16 protein-coding genes are annotated in these 16,222 nt (G+C 63.4%); 10 read left to right on the forward strand and 6 right to left on the reverse strand.

Annotated features, from left to right (window positions below):
- Window positions 1-87: 87 nt before the first annotated feature.
- A complete protein-coding gene (locus RF641_RS03920; RefSeq protein ID WP_053797553.1) occupies window positions 88-477 on the reverse strand; it encodes a VOC family protein in 390 nt (129 codons plus the stop codon).
- A complete protein-coding gene (locus RF641_RS03925) occupies window positions 474-770 on the reverse strand; it encodes an ArsR/SmtB family transcription factor (RefSeq protein WP_053797552.1) in 297 nt (98 codons plus the stop codon). The genes RF641_RS03920 and RF641_RS03925 overlap by 4 nt, the downstream gene beginning before the upstream one ends.
- 350 nt (window positions 771-1,120) lie before the next feature.
- Here RF641_RS03925 and RF641_RS03930 point away from each other — a divergent pair, with 350 nt between their 5' ends.
- The 5 genes from RF641_RS03930 to RF641_RS03950 all read left to right on the forward strand — a co-directional run bounded on the left by RF641_RS03930 (window position 1,121) and on the right by RF641_RS03950 (window position 8,936).
- The gene (locus RF641_RS03930; RefSeq protein WP_424572541.1) at window positions 1,121-2,449 is read left to right on the forward strand and encodes a dicarboxylate/amino acid:cation symporter; all 1,329 of its coding nucleotides are present in this window, start codon (window positions 1,121-1,123) and stop codon (window positions 2,447-2,449) included.
- Window positions 2,450-2,619: 170 nt separating this feature from the next.
- Window positions 2,620-4,041 (forward strand): heparan-alpha-glucosaminide N-acetyltransferase domain-containing protein, encoded by a 1,422-nt coding sequence (locus tag RF641_RS03935; protein WP_424572542.1) that lies wholly within the window; start codon window positions 2,620-2,622, stop codon window positions 4,039-4,041.
- An 80-nt stretch (window positions 4,042-4,121) separates the two neighbouring features.
- Entirely contained in the window at window positions 4,122-4,793 is a 672-nt protein-coding gene (locus RF641_RS03940; RefSeq protein WP_204676787.1) for a TetR family transcriptional regulator, read from the forward strand.
- Between the two features lie 4 nt (window positions 4,794-4,797).
- Entirely contained in the window at window positions 4,798-8,298 is a 3,501-nt protein-coding gene (locus RF641_RS03945) for an MMPL family transporter (protein ID WP_424572543.1), read from the forward strand.
- Entirely contained in the window at window positions 8,295-8,936 is a 642-nt protein-coding gene (locus tag RF641_RS03950; protein WP_113606741.1) for a Maf family protein, read from the forward strand. Before RF641_RS03945 ends, RF641_RS03950 begins: the two co-directional genes overlap by 4 nt.
- A 110-nt stretch (window positions 8,937-9,046) precedes the next feature.
- On the opposite strand, the gene RF641_RS03955 is transcribed toward RF641_RS03950, so the two are convergent.
- Window positions 9,047-9,448 (reverse strand): hypothetical protein, encoded by a 402-nt coding sequence (locus tag RF641_RS03955; protein ID WP_424572544.1) that lies wholly within the window; start codon window positions 9,446-9,448, stop codon window positions 9,047-9,049.
- Window positions 9,449-9,750: 302 nt separating this feature from the next.
- Between RF641_RS03955 and RF641_RS03960 the strand changes: the two genes are divergently transcribed.
- Window positions 9,751-10,248: a hypothetical protein gene (locus RF641_RS03960; RefSeq protein WP_147407217.1), complete on the forward strand. Its 498-nt coding sequence runs from the start codon at window positions 9,751-9,753 to the stop codon at window positions 10,246-10,248.
- Window positions 10,249-10,265: 17 nt separating this feature from the next.
- Window positions 10,266-11,552 carry a glutathionylspermidine synthase family protein gene (locus tag RF641_RS03965; RefSeq protein ID WP_183043123.1) on the forward strand — a complete coding sequence of 429 codons (1,287 nt, stop codon included), beginning with the start codon at window positions 10,266-10,268 and terminating at the stop codon, window positions 11,550-11,552.
- A gap of 30 nt (window positions 11,553-11,582) precedes the next feature.
- Here the strand turns inward: RF641_RS03965 and RF641_RS03970 are convergent, their stop codons facing one another.
- Window positions 11,583-11,786, reverse strand: a complete 204-nt coding sequence (locus RF641_RS03970) for a hypothetical protein (protein WP_113606745.1) — start codon at window positions 11,784-11,786, stop codon at window positions 11,583-11,585.
- 25 nt (window positions 11,787-11,811) lie between these two features.
- On the opposite strand from RF641_RS03970, the gene RF641_RS03975 reads away from it, so the two are divergent.
- On the forward strand, window positions 11,812-12,327 hold the full coding sequence (locus RF641_RS03975; RefSeq protein WP_424572545.1) for a CGNR zinc finger domain-containing protein: 516 nt from the start codon (window positions 11,812-11,814) through the stop codon (window positions 12,325-12,327).
- A 203-nt stretch (window positions 12,328-12,530) separates the two neighbouring features.
- A complete protein-coding gene (locus RF641_RS03980) occupies window positions 12,531-14,318 on the forward strand; it encodes an acetyl/propionyl/methylcrotonyl-CoA carboxylase subunit alpha (RefSeq protein WP_424572546.1) in 1,788 nt (595 codons plus the stop codon).
- An 85-nt stretch (window positions 14,319-14,403) separates the two neighbouring features.
- Here RF641_RS03980 and RF641_RS03985 read toward each other — a convergent pair whose 3' ends face one another.
- A complete protein-coding gene (locus RF641_RS03985) occupies window positions 14,404-14,751 on the reverse strand; it encodes a hypothetical protein (protein WP_047118499.1) in 348 nt (115 codons plus the stop codon).
- Window positions 14,752-14,985: 234 nt separating this feature from the next.
- On the opposite strand from RF641_RS03985, the gene RF641_RS03990 reads away from it, so the two are divergent.
- Window positions 14,986-15,456 carry a hypothetical protein gene (locus RF641_RS03990; protein WP_424572547.1) on the forward strand — a complete coding sequence of 157 codons (471 nt, stop codon included), beginning with the start codon at window positions 14,986-14,988 and terminating at the stop codon, window positions 15,454-15,456.
- A gap of 17 nt (window positions 15,457-15,473) precedes the next feature.
- On the opposite strand, the gene RF641_RS03995 is transcribed toward RF641_RS03990, so the two are convergent.
- Entirely contained in the window at window positions 15,474-16,214 is a 741-nt protein-coding gene (locus RF641_RS03995; RefSeq protein WP_424572548.1) for an SDR family oxidoreductase, read from the reverse strand.
- Window positions 16,215-16,222: the final 8 nt, after the last annotated feature.

Consider the following 16,222-nt stretch of genomic DNA (forward strand, 5'->3'; position numbering starts at 1 on the left):
CCGCCGGAAAACTTATATGAATGCGACAGGGTTCCCTCGACCACGCGGTCGAGGGAACCCTGTCGCCGTTTGCGGACTGCCGCGAATTCAGTCCTTGTAGTTGGACAGCTGGATTAGGTTGCCGCAGGTGTCATCGAAGACCGCGGTGGTGACCGGACCCATTTCCGTGGGCGGCTGGGTGAAGACGACACCCAGGGCAAGCATCCGCTCGTATTCGGCGTTGACATCCTCCACGGCAAAGGACGTGAACGGGATGCCGTCGCTGACCAGTGCTTCGCGGAACGGAGCCACCGCCGGGTGGCCGGAGGGCTCCAGCAGCAGCTCGGGACCGGCGAGCGCATCCGGCGAGGTCAGCGTCAGCCAGCTGTCCTCCCCCACCGGGATGTCGTGCTTGACCACGAAACCCAGCACCTTGGTATAGAACTCGCGCGCCTTGGCTTGGTCGTCGACAAAGACGCTGGTGATATAGATCTTCATTGGTTCGTCCCTTGGTCGTTGGTATGGGTTTGCGGCCACCGTTCGGCGATCTCCCGCAGCGGAGCGGTATCCAGGTGGTGCAACTTATAGCGGCCCTCCCGGCGCGAGATGACCAGACCGGCTTCTTCCAGCACCGCCAGATGCTGCGAGACGGCCTGCCGGCTCATGGCCAGCTCGTGGATCATGGCCAGCCGCCCGCAGATTTCGAACAGGGTCTGGCCATCGCGCTGTGCGAGTTCGTCCATGATGATGCGCCGCGTGCTGTCTGCCAGAGCCTTGAATAGATCCGCCATGCAACGAGAATAGGCAAGCATTCACTTGCCTGTCAATGTTCGCGGCGAGGCTTTTACCGCTTAGCGGAGACCTGTTGGCCGGAGCGCCGCGTTGTCAACCACCACCCGCGTTTAGCGTGTAGCGCTCACGTTTCATGCCGTCTAATCCAGCCGTCATATTTCGAAATCCCGGCAGGAAATTCCCCACTTGGCAGTGATCCGCGGCTCAATCCCGCTTTCCATGGGCGTTACAAATCACAGGAAATCCGCATTCGTCATGTTGCGTAACAGAAACTGCGCGCCCCGGGAATTTAAGGCCTACGGTGTGTGACATGTCAAAAACCGCACCTTCTTCCCGACTACCACGTTGGATGACAAGCTTTGGGCCGCAGATCATCGCGGCTCTCATTGTCGGCCTGCTGCTCGGCCTGGCCGCCAAGTACACCGGCAGCACTGCCGAACAGCCCAACGGTCTGGGTGAAGCACTGCAGATCATTGGCTCAAGCTACGTGGCCCTTCTGCGCACGGCGGTCATACCGCTGATCTTCTTCGCTGTGGTCGCCTCGATTGCAAACCTCTCCAAGGTCACCAACGCGGCCCGACTGGCCTGGCAGACCCTGCTGTGGTTCGGCATCACCGCGCTGATCTCCGTGACCATCGGCATGGCCCTCGGACTGGTCTTCCAGCCGGGAGCCAACACCGGGCAAGGAACCCCGGAAGAGTACACCGGCAAGACCGGCGACTGGCTGGGCTTCCTCACTGGGTTGATCCCGTCGAACTTCCTGGGCCTGGGCGCCAGCACCCGTATGGAGGACGGCGTCGCCAGCACCTCGGTCAGCTTCAACGTGCTGCAGATCCTGGTGATCGCCATCGCCGTGGGCGTGGCGGCACTGAAGGTCGGCAAGGCCGCCGAGCCGTTCCTGAACTTCTCCGCATCGATCCTGGCCATCATCCAGAAGGTGCTGTGGTGGATCATCCGTCTCGCGCCAATCGGCACCGTGGGCCTGATCGGCAACGCCGTCGCCACCTACGGCTGGGACACCATCGGCGCGCTGGGCAAGTTCACCCTGGCGATCTACGTCGGCCTGGCCCTGGTGCTCTTCGCGCTCTACCCGGTCCTGGTCCGCCTGCACGGCCTGTCCATCAAGCAGTACTTCTCCGGCGTCTGGCCGGCGGTCCAGCTGGGCTTCGTCTCCCGCTCCTCGATCGGCACCCTGCCGCTGACCCAGCGCGTGACCGAGCGCAACCTCGGCGTGCCCTCGGGCTACGCTTCCTTCGCCGTGCCGCTGGGCGCCACCACCAAGATGGACGGCTGCGCGGCGATCTACCCGGCGATCTCCGCGATCTTCGTGGCCCAGTTCTTCCAGATCGACCTGACCCTGGCCGACTACCTGCTGATCGCCCTGGTTTCGGTTCTGGGCTCGGCGGCCACCGCTGGCACCACCGGCGCCATCGTGATGCTGACCCTGACGTTGTCAACCCTGGGCCTGCCGCTGGCCGGCGTCGGCCTGCTGCTGGCCGTGGATCCGATCGTGGACATGGGCCGCACCGCGGTCAACGTCGCCGGGCAGGCACTGGTCCCGACCATCGTCGCCAAGCGCGAGGACATCCTGGATCTGGATCTGTACAACGCGCCGCGCAACGGCAACCCGTTCGCCGACGAGGCTTCCTCCGAGGAGCTGGAGCCGGCCAAGGCCTAGCTACCGAATATTCGCCGTCGTTTGACCACCAAACCCTTCGGGGTTTGGTGGTCACTTCAGTTAAGCCCCCCCCCAGAGCTCTTGCCGGGAAATGGCAAAGCGATGTCAAGGCAATAAAAGTATCCAAATTGTTACAGGTCACACACGAAATCGACTATAAGATTCAGCTTGTGACGACCATCGAACAGAGCGAAGATCCGGTAGCTCCCGCGCATTCCCAGGCAAGCTTCCGAACCCGGCTGCAGAATTTTGGACGGCCCCCACGTGTCATGGGATTGGACCTGGCTCGCGGCTTGGCAATTCTGGGAATGGTCGTCGCGCACCTTGATATGCCCGAAGAAGTCGACTTGTTCGCACCGGGCACCTGGGGCGCGTTGGCCAACGGCCGGTCTTCTCTCCTTTTCGCCCTGCTGGCGGGCATCTCCATCAGCCTCATGACAGGAGGCAGGTCGCGCCCCTCGGCTGCTGAGCTCCCCCAGATCAGGCTTGCCATGTTGGGTCGAGGCGCCTTCATCTTTGCCATTGGCCTGGTCCTAGAATTGCTGAACACTCCCATCGCGGTGATCTTGACGATCTACGGAGTGCTTTACGTAGCGGCAATACCCTTTCTACGTTGGAGCGCAGGCAAACTATTGGTGTTGTCGGTTATTTGCGCTGTGCTGGGCCCCGCCACACGAGCAGTGTTGAAGACCGTCCTCTTGGAACCCTCCGCCCCCGGAGTCATGCTGACGTTCTTCGGCATCTACTCGGCCGCCGCCTGGCTGGCGCTGATCTTTGCGGGGATGGCCATTGGACAATTCCGACTTGCCTCAGCAGCCACGGCCGGCAAGCTCCTGGCCGCGGGAATGGTGCTGGCATTCATCGGCTATGGTGCAGCCCTCATCCCCGCGCCGGGATCCGTCACGCCATTCTTGGAAGAAAGCTTTGACGGTGAGGAGCTGATCGGTGATTCCAGCATGCCAATGCCCGAGTATGTGCCGGCAGAGAAACTCGATCTGGGCGGGATGTACTGTGAAGGCGAGCCCGGTTCCTACGTGAGCTGCGTGCCGCCGGAGGAGGTCCCCGAGCGGCAAAGCATGGATGAGCCGGGGCTTTCTTCAGACCAATGGCCCGATAGCTCCTCCTACGATGCTTCGTATTTCTCCGGCATGGGCTGGGCAGAGCTTGCGCAGACAATCAGCCCCGAAGAAATCGGGACCTCCGCATGGCTGGCGTTTTTCAGCCCAGAACCGCACTCCGGCGCCACTGCGGAAATTATCGGCTCGGGCGGGTTCGCCCTCATCGTTCTCGGCCTGTGTCTTCTGGTTGCTGCGCCGCTGCGCTGGATAGCTCTGCCCGTGGCCGCCATGGGCTCGATGCCGATGACCGCCTACTGCGCCCATCTGGTCAGCTATTTTATTGCTGCCGGGCCCGGGGGCATGCTCATGTCGGATACGGCCTTGCCCCTCACCATGATGGCGCTGTTGATCGGAAGCACCCTCTGGGCCATTTTCCTGGGACGCGGTCCGCTGGAGCGGCTGGCCGGCTTGTCAGCCCGTGCTATGGCTGGAGCCCCCAATCCAGTTCAGACCGGCAACCGCACCACGGAATAGCCGAAATCATCAGTGCCGCACTGCGCGTTGCACTCATTTTTGTTTTGCACAGGGTGCAACTTTGCACGTAGTGTAAGTATGTGACTTCCCTCAGCGTCGGCAATCGCCGCGAAAAAAACAAGCAAGCCACCCTGCAGGCGATCGTCGCCGCCGCATCGGGGCTTCTGCACGAAGGGCATGGCGCCGGCATCACCGCCACCCAGATCGCGGAGGCCGCCGGCATTTCCCGGCGCACGCTGTTCAATTATTTCCCCACGGTTGACGCCATCATGTCGTACCCGCTGCATGCGGTGCTGGAAACCATGGTCGAGTCCATCAACGAGCTGACCGATACCCTGCCGTTGATCGAGGCCATCGTGCTGGCGCTGAAATCCGACGAGGTCGCCAAGCTGCTGGGCCAGGTCGCCTTGTTCGGCGCCTACCTCAAAGCGGATTCCCCTACCGGCTGCTATCCGACCAATATGGACGAATGGCAGATCGCCACCACCGATGTCATCGAGCGGGTGGCCCGCCGCTATCCGCAGGCGGACAGCTTCTCCATCCGAGTCTTCACCCACGCGATCCTGGGTGCGGGGCAGGCAGCCTTCGATGAATGGATCGAACGGCTTCCCAATCCCAACGGATCGCCCATGGAACTGTCGGATCAGCAGATTGCCGAGTTCCACCACCTGATCACCCAGGCGATGAAGACCCTCGATGAGGGGTTCGCCGCCCTGCCCACCACCGCCGCGCTACCACTCCAGGAAGACTAATCCCATGGCTTCAATGCTTTACCGCCTCGCACGGTGGGCTCATCGGCACCACTACCGCGTCATCGCGATGTGGCTGGCCGCATTCATCTTCATCGGCGTCTCCGCCAGTCTCTTCATGGGGCAGCTGTCCAATAGCTTCACCATCCCGGGCACCGAAACCCAGCGCACGCTGGACCGGATGAAGGACGAGCTTCCGGATCTTGCCGGCGGCTCCGGTTCCATCGTGTTCCGTGAAAGCTCGGGCAAACCGCTGAACGAAGCGCAAAAGCAGTCGATTGCCGACTCCTTGGAACAGCTGGGCTTGCACCCGCAGGTCGTGGATGCCACGAGCCCGTTCAAGCTGCAGAAGCAACTCGATGACGCGCAGCCGGAACTGGACAAGGCGCAGCAGAAGCTGGTCGACGGCCAGAAGAAGCTGGATGACGGCAAGCAGCAGATCGCCGATGGCAAGCAGCAGCTGGAAGATGCCAAGCAGGGCATCACCGATGGCTGGGCCGAGTACAACAAGGGCCAGGAGCAGATCGCCGCGGGGCAGCCTCAGATCGATGCCGCAGCGGCGCAGCTTGCCAACGGACGCGCCGAATTGCAGCAGGCCGAAGCGCAGCTGACCAGCGGCCAGGCCCAGCTGGATGCCGGGCAGAAGAAGTACGACACCGGTCTCAAGGAATACAACGCCGGCCGCGCGCAGTACGACAAGGGTCTGGAGCAGTTCCAGGCAGGCGAAAAGAAACTCGACGCGGCGCAGGCCAAGATCGACTCCGGAGAGAAGGACTACGCCGCAGGGATGGAAGCCATCCTGCAGGGCCAGCCTCGCGACAAGGTCGAAGCGCAGCTCTCAGAAGGAAAGAAGCAGGCCACCGCCGGGCTGAAGCAGGCCGAACAAGGCCTGGCGGCTGCAGAAGCCGGGATCAAGCAGGCAGAGGCTGCCATAGCAGGGCTAAGCACCCAGATCGTCCAGACTCAGAAGCTGCTGGACCAGGCGAAGGCAGAGAACAATGAAGCCGATATCGCCAAGTACACCGGCATGTTGGAGCAGCTCACCGCCGGACGGGAGGAAGCGGAAGGCAAGAAGGCAGAAGCCGTTGCCGGACGTGACCAAGCAAAGGAAGGCATCGCCCAAGCCCAAGGGTCCCTTGACCAGGTCAATGCCGCCCAGGGCGGGCTGGCCAAGCTGGATGCCGCCCGCAAGCAGCTGGACTCCGGCGCCGCCGATCTGAAAACCGGCCAGGCAGAACTGGACAAGAACCGCGGCAAGCTGGTGTCCGCTAAGACCGAACTGACCGGTGCGAAGTCCCAGCTGGACGCCGCCAAGTCGGAGCTTGCCACCAACCGCGCCAAGCTGAATAGCGGATGGGCCGAGCTGCGTGCCGGCCAATCGAAGCTGAACGCCGGCCAGGCCGAATTCGACCAGAAAAAGGCGGAGTTCGAGGCAGGCAAGGCGGAATTAGCCGCGGCCAAGACCAAGCTTGAAGAAGGCGAAGCGACCATCAAGGAAAAATCCGCCGAGCTGGAGCAGGCGGAAAAGGACATTGCCACCGCTGGGAAGGACCTGGAATCGGGGCGGGCCGAACTAGAGTTCGCTTCCCGCCAGGTCAACTCCAGCAACGGCATGCGCTTCGTTTCCGAAGACGGCAGCACCGCCGTCGCGCAGGTGACCTTCAAGGTTCAGACCGATGCGCTGACCGCCTCCGAGCGCGACATGATCACCGCCATCGCCGCCGGCCCGCAGGCCAATGGCGTCGAGGTGCTGTTCTCCAAGGAGATCATCCAGGATATCTCCTCGATCTTCGGAGCAGCAGAAATCATCGGCGTGGTGATTGCGGCAATCGTGCTGCTGGTCATGCTCGGCACCTTGGTCGCCGCGGGGCTTCCGCTGCTGCTGGCCATCCTCGGGGTCGGCGCCGGCGTCGGCACCACCCTGGCGTTCTCCTCGCTGATCGACATGGCCTCGATTACCCCCGCGCTGGCGCTCATGCTGGGTCTCGCGGTGGGCATCGACTACGCGCTGTTCATCATCCACCGGCACCGGTCCCAGCTGCTGGGCGGCATGGACGTGGGCGAATCCATCGCGCGCGCCGTGGGCACCAGCGGCAACGCGGTGGTCTTCGCCGGCCTGACCGTGATCATCGCGCTGGCCGCGCTGACCGTGCCGGGCTTGCCGTTCCTGAGCGTGCTAGGCCTCTCGGCCGCGTTCACCGTGCTCTGCTCGGTGCTGCTGAACATCACCCTGCTGCCGGCGCTGCTGTCGCTGGCCGGCAACCGGCTGGTCTCCAAGCGGGCCCGCGCCAAGGCCGCCGCCGAAGCGGAGAACCCGACCATCAAGGAACCGATCTCCTCGCGCTGGGTGCGCACGGTGACCAAGGTGGCCATCCCGGCCGTCCTGCTGGTGGTTGTGGTGCTCGGCGCCATCGCCCTGCCCTCGGCCCAGATGCGCACCGCGCTGCCGGACGGCAGTGCCGAGCCGGCCGACTCGCAGGCCTTCCAGGCCTTCGAGCAGACCAGCGACAAGTTCGGCGCCGGCTACAACGGCCCGCTGCTGGTCCTCGCGGACTTGCCGGAAGGACTGTCGCAGCGCGACGCCGACACCATGTCGCTGGACGTGGCGGATATGCTGCGCGACTACGACGGAGTGGTGGCTGCCATCCCCGTGACCATGACCGAGGACCGCACGCTGTCAGCAATCCAGGTCATCCCGACCGACGGCCCGTCCTCGGAAGCCACCGAGGCGCTGGTACACCAGCTGCGCGCGGACTACTCGAAGGTCCATGACGCCACCGGCGCCACGATCTCGCTGACCGGCCAAGTGGCCGCCCAGATCGACGTGTCGGAGAAGGTCACCGAGGCGCTGATTCCGTACCTGGCCATCGTGGTGGGCCTGTCGCTGATCCTGTTGCTGCTCGTCTTCCGTTCAGTGGTGGTGCCGGTGCTGGCCACCGGCGGGTTCCTGCTGTCGCTGGCCGCGGCCTTCGGCGCCAGCGTCATGGTCTACCAGTTCGGCTGGATGCGCAGCGTCTTCGACGTGAACGTGCCCGGCCCGCTGCTCAGCTTCCTGCCGATCCTGCTGACGGGCATCCTCTTCGGGCTGGCCATGGACTACCAAGTCTTCCTGGTCTCCGCGATGCGGGAGCGCTTCGCCCATGGCGAGCCTGCCCGCGACGCGGTGCGCTCCGGATTCTCCATGGCCGCCCCGGTGGTCACAGCCGCCGCGCTGATCATGATCTCGGTGTTCGCAGGCTTCGTGTTCTCGCACCTGTCCATGATCCGCCCGCTGGGCTTCGCCCTGGCGGTGGGTGTGCTCTTCGACGCCTTCGTGGTGCGCATGACGCTGATCCCGGCGCTCATGCACCTGCTCGGCGACAAAGCCTGGTACCTTCCGAAGTGGCTGGACAAGATCCTGCCGGATGTAGACGTGGAAGGCTCCAAGCTGAACGCCATGCTTGAGGCCGAGGACAACAACAACCCGCATGGCGGCGCCGCCGGCGCCAAGGAGGATGTCACCGTATGAGTGAAGTCGTAGAGACTCCGGCGCGCTTGCTGCTCGCCTCCGCGTCCTGGGGCCGCAAGAAGGTGCTCACCGATGCAGGTCTGGCGTTCGATACCCAGGTGTCGAATGTCGATGAGGATGCAGTGCTCCAGTCCGCAGTGGACGAGCTCGGCCCGCGGACTCCGGCGCAAACAGCGTTGCTGCTGGCCAAGGCCAAGGCGGAGGATGTCGCAGCCGCTGACCACCGGGAAGGCACCCTGGTGCTCGGCTGCGATTCGGTGTTCGAGCTGGACGGCGTGGCCTACGGCAAACCGCACACTCCCGAGGTGGCGCGCGAGCGCTGGCAGCAGCTGAGCGGTTCGACCGGAGTCCTGCACTCGGGCCACTGGCTCATCGACACGGCCAACCCGGAGGCGGCCCAGGGCCGGATCTCCTCCACCGTGGTGCATTTTTCCAAGGTCAGCGAGGCGGAGATCGAAGCCTACGTGGCCAGCGGGGAGCCGCTGCCCTGCGCCGGGGCATTCACCATTGACGGACTGGCGGCTTCCTTCATCGAGTCAATCGAGGGAAATTTCCAGAACGTTGTGGGGCTGGACGTTTCCACGCTTCGCGCCCTGCTGGGCCAAGCGGGAGTGCAGATCATCGACCTCTGGAAGTAGCATCCAGCTAGATCACCACAAAGCGGAGCCTGCCACGAATTCTTCGTGGCAGGCTCCGCTTTGTGGTTCGGTCAGGGACCCTTGATGAAGATGTTCTCGTGGATTTGCTGCTATCCCTTGGACTCGTAATTGCGGATCTCGGCGTCATTGCGCACGAGTGCCGTGTGGCCCTCGGGCGTTGAAAATTCGACGATAAAATCTGTTCCGCCCAGCCCGCCGCATCCACCCATCGCCCCTTCACTGGGATCAGCGTGCTCGAATTTGAACAGGCATGCCATCTTTTGGTCTTCGGAGGTGGCGACGTAGTAGTCCAAGTCATTGTGGCTGGCCAGCAGCCTGGACGTGTCAACGGCCATGCCGCTGTCGGAAAGCAATGCCTGGTCGCCGGGCCAACGGTCTTCTTCCTGCGCCTGCTGGTGGATGGCGGGAATGCCCGAACCGCTTGCGCAGCCGGAGAGCATTGCGACGCTCATGCCGAGCAGCAGGGCCGGGCCAAGAAAACGGATTCTCACTAGGCATGCTCCTTAGTTCCCGTTGACCAGAGCCTATCGGAGAGCGTGAGGACAGCGTTTGATTGCTCGAAAACGAGTCAGAATCGTTACCTCGTTGGCGGCTGGTTGCTGGAACAATCACCGGGTATCCCCCGGCCGCAGGCAGCGGTTATCGGCTCCAGGTGTCGGCGTCTAGCTGCGGCCCGGTGTGAGCAGTCCCGGTAGTTGCGCGCGGCGGCAAGTGCTGTCATTGCACCGACCTGCTGCCTGAACTAGATAGCATGGCTGTAGGAATCCTATTCCCTTCAGAAAGTACCTAGATCTTGAACGTCCAACGACGATTCACCTTGCCAGCGGTAGCCACCGCTGCGGCGCTGGTGTTGACCAGCTGCGGCAGCGACTCCGGTTTCGAGTCCACCCCAGACCCCAGCACTGCGGCCGCAGAGGACACGGTGTACTGCGTGGATGAAGACAATGTCATTGTCGATGAGACCCAGTGCGATGACGCCCAGCAGACTTCCACGCAACACCACGGGCCCGGAATCGGCACCGCGCTGATGTTCTTCATGATCGGCCGCTACGTCGGCGGCCTGCGCCCGGGCACCAAGCTCGATCCGTCGCAGTCAACCCAGCGTTTCCGCTCCGATGATGCGGCCGCCCGCAGCAAGGCAGGCCTGTCCGGCACCGTGCGCAACGGCTACTCGGCGTCCACCGGCAAGCCGGCCGGATTCGGCTCGCCCTCCAAGCAGAACTCGACTTCCAAGCAGAACAGCGGCAGCGGCCATTCGGGCGGCTTCGGCGGCGGGTCTTCGGGAGGCTAAGCACGATGCAGCGCAAAATGACTACCGCCCGCCCGGACTACCTTGCCAAGGTCAATGCGGCCGGGCTGGTCTACACCCATGAGGATCGGGTGAGCACGTCTCCCGAGCTCTACCGCTATTGGCGCGATGACGCCTACTACGAGCTGTCGCCTAAGGAAATCGAGGTCCTGCACCGCGCCTCGGCATCGGTCTTCGCGATGCTGGAGGAGGCCGGGGACTACCTGCTCTCCCCCTCAGGCGCCGCCGACCTTGCACGATTCGGTATTCCCCGCCGCGCCATGCGCGCGATCATCGACAGCTGGAACGAGGAGCCTGCCTGCGGCTCGGTGTACGGACGCTTCGACTTCCGCTTCGGCGGACTGGACCATCCGGAAGCAGACCAGCGCATCCCGAAGCTCTACGAGTTCAACGCCGACACCCCGACCTCGCTGGTCGAATCCCTCGTGCAGTGGCAATGGTTCGAGGACAACCGCAACCTCGGCGCCACCCAGTGGACCAACATGTACGAGGACCTCGTTGTCGCCTGGCAGCGCAACCTGGAATTGATTACCCGCAAGATCGGCAGCATGCCCACGGTCTACTTCGCCTGCAGCGCGGAAGACACCTCCCACGAGGATGAGATGAATACGCTGGTGCTGCGCGACACCTGCGCCGCGGCCGGCTACCGTACCGAGACCATCTATATCGAGAACCTGTGGGTAGACGGCGAAGGGCGCTACCGCGCCGGGGAAGACGGACCGGCTATCCAGGTCATCTTCAAGCTCTACCCGTGGGAACACATGGTCCACAGCGAGCACGCCGATGCCCTGTTCAACGACATGCTTGATTCCGGGTTCAACGGCGCCTCCTACCAGGGCGGCACCATCTGGATCGAACCGCCCTACAAGATGCTGTGGAGCACCAAGGCCATCCTGCCGGTGTTGTGGAAGCTCTTCGGCAACGACCCGGACCGCTCGCAGTACCTGCTGCCTGCCTGGTTCGAGGGCCAGCAGCCGTCATATCTGGAACGCCTGGGCTACGTGCGCAAACCGCTGCTCAGCCGGGAAGGCGCGGACATCACCCTGCACAGCCCCAACGGGGAACTCACCCTGGGCGAGGTACAGGGCTACGGCGAGGAAGGGTTCATCCTCCAGGAACTCGCCCTGCCGCCGGTCTTCCACCGCGAGGACGAGCGCAAGGATGTCAGCACGGTGCTGGGCGTCTGGATGATCGACGGCGAGCCTTCGGGGCTGGCCATCCGCGAAAGCCACGGGCCGATCACCGACAACTTCGCGAATTTCATTCCGCACGTCGTGACGCGCTAGCAGGCCGGGGCGCCGGCGCGTCCCGTCGAGTTATAGACGCAATTCATGGCTGCCCATCGATAATTGCTGCGCAACTGGCCGCAGCTGCATGCGGCGGGTAACGCAAGCGCTGCATTGCGTGTAGACCACCTCGCCTTCGGAAGTCCAGTGCCGGGATTCGACTTCCCAGCTGTGCTCGTCGCATGCGCGGTGGTTCAAGGTTTCCGGCTGTTCTGCCTTGGCTGTGTTCGTCATGAGTTCAGCATGGTGTAATATCCTTATGCAACTCAACCCTTACGGAGAATACGCCGTCCTGCTCGCGTCTTCCCTGGCCAATCATTGGCCTTCGGACCGTGACGGCATCGAGGAACGCACCCGCGAGGTAGGCATGACTATGCCCTTCCCGCGGCTGCCCGACGACCATGCCCAGGTGCGTTCGGTGATTGACGATTGGCTTGCCGTGGTCGATGCACCCTCGGACCTGGAGCGCGGGCGGCTGCTCAACACCCAACTGGCTTCGGCCGCCGCCTATCCGCGCCTGGTCGACCACGACAACGAGGGCTGGCATCTGCACTACCGCGACGATGGCCAAAGCATGCCCCAAGTACTCAGATCGGTCATCTGCACCGGCACCGCGCTGCACCTGACCACGCGCGGCATGCATCGCCTGCACCGCTGCGAAGCTTCCCCGTGTACCAACGTCGTGGTAGACATGACCCGCAACGGACGCCAGCGCTATTGCTCAGTGCGCTGCGCGAATCGCGCTGCCGTGCGCCGCCACCGTGCCCGCGCCTGAATCGCAGGGACCGGGACGGGCGGAAACCTGTTGTAGGCGTCAATTAATCATTGACCGACGCTTTCTCCATCAGCAGGCACATTTTGTAGGAATCCTCCAAAGTTTCTGGCCAAACACCCGGGTTTGAGCGGTTAACTACATATAGTTCCCACAAAAACGATAGGCTCCTAGATGAGAAACCCCAATTTTTGAAGACAAGGTTCATGATGAATCCATTGACGAAGGTACTTATCGCCAACCGCGGCGAAATTGCAGTGCGCATTATCCGTGCCGCCCGCGATGAGGGAATCGAGTCGGTTGCCGTCTATGCAGACTCCGACCGCGATGCCCTGCACGTGCGCCTGGCCGACGAGGCCTATGCGCTGGGCGGCACCACCGCTGCTGAATCGTACCTTCGCATTGAGAAGATCCTTGATGCGGCAGAGCGCTCCGGCGCCGACGCAATCCACCCGGGCTACGGCTTCCTCTCGGAGAATGCCGAGTTCGCCCAGGCGGTCATCGATGCCGGCCTGACCTGGATCGGCCCATCGCCGGAGGCCATCGACAAGCTGGGCGACAAGGTCAAGGCGCGCCACATCGCGGAGAAAGTCGGCGCGCCGCTGGTCCCGGGCACCAAGGATCCTGTCGAGTCGGCCGAGGAAGTCTACGCCTTCGCCGACGAGCACGGCCTACCGCTGGCCATCAAGGCTGCCTACGGCGGCGGCGGACGCGGCATCAAGGTCGTGCGCAACCGCGAGGAAATCGGCGAGCTCTACGAATCCGCAGTCCGCGAGGCCGTGGCGGCCTTCGGCCGCGGCGAATGCTTCATCGAACGCTTCCTCGATGCCCCGCGCCACGTGGAAACCCAGTGCCTGGCCGATGTGCACGGCAACGTCGTGGTGGTGTCCACCCGCGACTGCTCGCTGCAGCGCCGCAACCAGAAGCTCGTGGAAGAGGCTCCGGCCCCCTACCTGAGCGAGGAGCAGATCACCCGCCTGTACGAGTCGTCCAAGGCCATCCTGCGCGAGGCCAACTACTCCGGCGCCGGCACCTGCGAATTCCTGGTGGGCCAGGACGGGGTCATCTCCTTCCTGGAGGTCAACACCCGTCTGCAGGTCGAGCACCCGGTTTCCGAAGAGGTCGCCGGCATGGACCTGGTGCGCGAGCAGTTCCGCATCGCCCGCGGCGAAGATCTGGGCTACGGCGACCCCGAGCTGCGCGGCCACTCCTTCGAGTTCCGCATCAACGGCGAGGACGCAGGCCGCGGCTTCATGCCAACCCCCGGCACCATCACCAAGATGACCCTCCCGTCGGGCCCCGGCGTGCGCGTCGACTCGGGCATCGAGCAGGGCGAGAGCGTCTCGGGCAACTTCGACTCGATGATCTCCAAGCTGATCATCACCGGCCCGACCCGCGAGATCGCCGCCGCCCGCGCCCGCCGCGCTCTGGAGGAATTCCAGATCGAGGGCATGGCCACCGTGCTGCCGTTCCACCGCGCCGTCATGAGCGACCAGGCCTTCGTTCCGGCCGAGGGCCCGTTCCGTGTGCACACGCGCTGGATCGAGACCGAATTCGACACCTTCATCGCCCCGCATCCGTTCCCGACCGAGCAGGCCGAGGAACAGGACACCGAGCGCACCTCGGTGACCGTCGAGGTGGGCGGCAAGCGCCTGGAGGTGACCCTGCCGGCATCGCTGGGCTCGGCATCCTCCAACGGCGCGGAGAAGAGCACCGCAGCCAAGAAGAAGCGCAAGCCGGGCCGCAAGGCCGCCGGCGCCGCCGGGGCCAACAGCGCCGAGCTGCGCTCCCCGATGCAGGGCACCATCGTGAAGGTTGCCGTGGAGAACGGCGCCGAGGTCTCCGAGGGCGACCTGATTGTGGTGCTGGAAGCCATGAAGATGGAACAGCCAATCACCGCGCACCGCGATGGCATCATCTCGGGTCTGGAAGTCACCCCGGGCGAAACCCTTTCGTCGGGCGCCGTGATCGCCACGATCAGCGACGAAAAGTAAAACGCTTGGCGCTGCCGGAGCTCCCGGCAGCTCACGCAACGGCCGCCGCCACCCGGTAACTTCGGGTCGCGGCGGCCGTTGCGTATCAACGGGATTCCAGATCTATGTCTTCCAGCTTCGGGTGCGCATCGCCCACCCAGCTGATCTCCACTGACTCGATGTAACCGCCCTCATGCCAGAGCAGGACGTCCACAGCCGTCGTCGCCTCCGCGGTTTCAGCTATGTCAAAGGACACCGGGCGGCCAACGCCTCGGGGCAAACGGACACTGCGATTGGCGGGTTTCAGCTTGAAGCATTCCGAGCAGTGTTCCTCCGGGGCTACCAAGGCTCCCTCGAACTGGCTCTGCAGGGCAGCGGCAAGTCCGGGTTCAGCCGCGGCGATGAGCTTGTCGAGCAAGGCGCGCTGCGTCTTGCTGGGCGTCATGTAGTCCATGAAGCCAGAGTAGTTGCCTGGCCACGAAACATTGTGTATCCCGGAAAGCCGCCCGCCATGGCGGACATGACACGTAGGGCGATATCAGGCCGAGAATCCCGGCGAGACGGAATGAAACCCAGCGGTACCTGATGGCAGCCGTTGCCGCTCCACAGCGGCCCTTTCAGGGACTGCAACGATAGCGCGTCGGCGACAAAGAACCTTGCCCGTTCACTCTCCCGCTAGACTGAAAAAATGCGAAGCGGCGTGGTTATTTTTGGTGTGCTCGTCATCTGCCTGCAAGCGCTTTTCGGCGCATTCTTGATGAATGATTGGGCTGTCACCGCAGCAAGTGAATTGCCGCTAGAGGAAACTGTCGCTGAAATGCGCCGGGCCGAGCAGAATTACTCGAAGAACGGAGGAATCGTCTTCGCGTCGTTGGGCGTGGTGTTGGCGATGGGCTGGGGATTCCTTGTTTCACAGCGCCGGTTCATTGCCTCAAACTGGGCCGCGCTGGCTTCCTGGGGAGCGATAATCGCGCTGGGAGCTCCGGCATACTTCTCCTTCTCTTTCGCAAACATGAACTCCGTCGGCGACACATTCTACGATTGGAACTCCGACGCCGCTTTCACCTTGGAAGAGCCCTTATACGTGGCCAGCGGGATTGCTGCACTTGTTGCTGTCATCGGACTGGTAGCGGTTCTTCGCCGACCTGCGATTCGTTAGTTCACCACCCACGCCTGCTATTGCCTGCCTAACCATTCGGTATAGGATTCGGTGCCCAGCCTGGCTCCAGGCCCCGGCAGGATCCCGCCGTCGCGCATGGCCTTGCCCATTGCGCCGGGCAAGGGCACCTCGATGATTTTCGGCGACTGGTTCTGCCTGGCCAAATACTGGGCGAAGAGCTGCGGCATCCATTCTTCCTTGGGGCCTGCCAGATCCTGCACGATTCCCGCCGCTGGCTGCACCGCCAGTTCAACCAGTGCCTGCGCCACCTCGCTACCGGCAATCGGCTGCAGGCGCATCTTGGGCGCCACCTGGACCGGTCCAGCCGACATTCTGTTGATGTTCTGTCCCACGAATTCATGGAACTGGGTGGTGCGCAGCAAGGTGTAGCCGCCGGGCAGGACGCGCAGCATCCGCTCCTGCGCCGCCTTGCCCGCATAGTATCCGGCGTCGATCTGAGCCGCGCCGACGATGGACAGCGCCACATGGTTTTCCACTCCGGACTCGCGGCCGACGATCAGGAGGTTGGCGGTGGACTGCGTGAAATAGCGCATGGAGGCCGAGGCGCTGGTGGTTGACGATCCCGAAACATCGATCACCGCGGAGCAGTCGACAAGCCATTGCCGCACTGAGTGCTCATTGGTCAGGTCGCAACCCGCTGAACGCGACAACACAACCGGTTCGTGCCCTGCCGCAAGAACCTGCTCGACAACTTGTTTCCCGATAACGCCGGTCCCTCCGGCCACTGCGATTCTCATGCTGGATC

It is taken from the genome of Arthrobacter sp. 'calajunan', from assembly GCF_046940185.1.
Lineage (GTDB): Bacteria > Actinomycetota > Actinomycetes > Actinomycetales > Micrococcaceae > Glutamicibacter > Glutamicibacter soli.

Excerpts from the sequence above, each read along its gene's own strand:
- RF641_RS03980 (WP_424572546.1), top strand. The coding sequence starts at position 12,531 with ATGATGAATCCATTGACGAAGGTACTTATCGCCAACCGCGGCGAAATT.
- RF641_RS03975 (WP_424572545.1), top strand. The coding sequence starts at position 11,812 with ATGCAACTCAACCCTTACGGAGAATACGCCGTCCTGCTCGCGTCTTCC.
- RF641_RS03970 (WP_113606745.1), bottom strand. The coding sequence starts at position 11,786 with ATGACGAACACAGCCAAGGCAGAACAGCCGGAAACCTTGAACCACCGC.
- RF641_RS03945 (WP_424572543.1), top strand. The coding sequence starts at position 4,798 with ATGGCTTCAATGCTTTACCGCCTCGCACGGTGGGCTCATCGGCACCAC.
- RF641_RS03985 (WP_047118499.1), bottom strand. The coding sequence starts at position 14,751 with ATGGACTACATGACGCCCAGCAAGACGCAGCGCGCCTTGCTCGACAAG.
- RF641_RS03925 (WP_053797552.1), bottom strand. The coding sequence starts at position 770 with ATGGCGGATCTATTCAAGGCTCTGGCAGACAGCACGCGGCGCATCATC.
- RF641_RS03920 (WP_053797553.1), bottom strand. The coding sequence starts at position 477 with ATGAAGATCTATATCACCAGCGTCTTTGTCGACGACCAAGCCAAGGCG.
- RF641_RS03930 (WP_424572541.1), top strand. The coding sequence starts at position 1,121 with ATGACAAGCTTTGGGCCGCAGATCATCGCGGCTCTCATTGTCGGCCTG.
- RF641_RS03995 (WP_424572548.1), bottom strand. The coding sequence starts at position 16,214 with ATGAGAATCGCAGTGGCCGGAGGGACCGGCGTTATCGGGAAACAAGTT.
- RF641_RS03990 (WP_424572547.1), top strand. The coding sequence starts at position 14,986 with ATGCGAAGCGGCGTGGTTATTTTTGGTGTGCTCGTCATCTGCCTGCAA.
- RF641_RS03965 (WP_183043123.1), top strand. The coding sequence starts at position 10,266 with ATGACTACCGCCCGCCCGGACTACCTTGCCAAGGTCAATGCGGCCGGG.
- RF641_RS03950 (WP_113606741.1), top strand. The coding sequence starts at position 8,295 with ATGAGTGAAGTCGTAGAGACTCCGGCGCGCTTGCTGCTCGCCTCCGCG.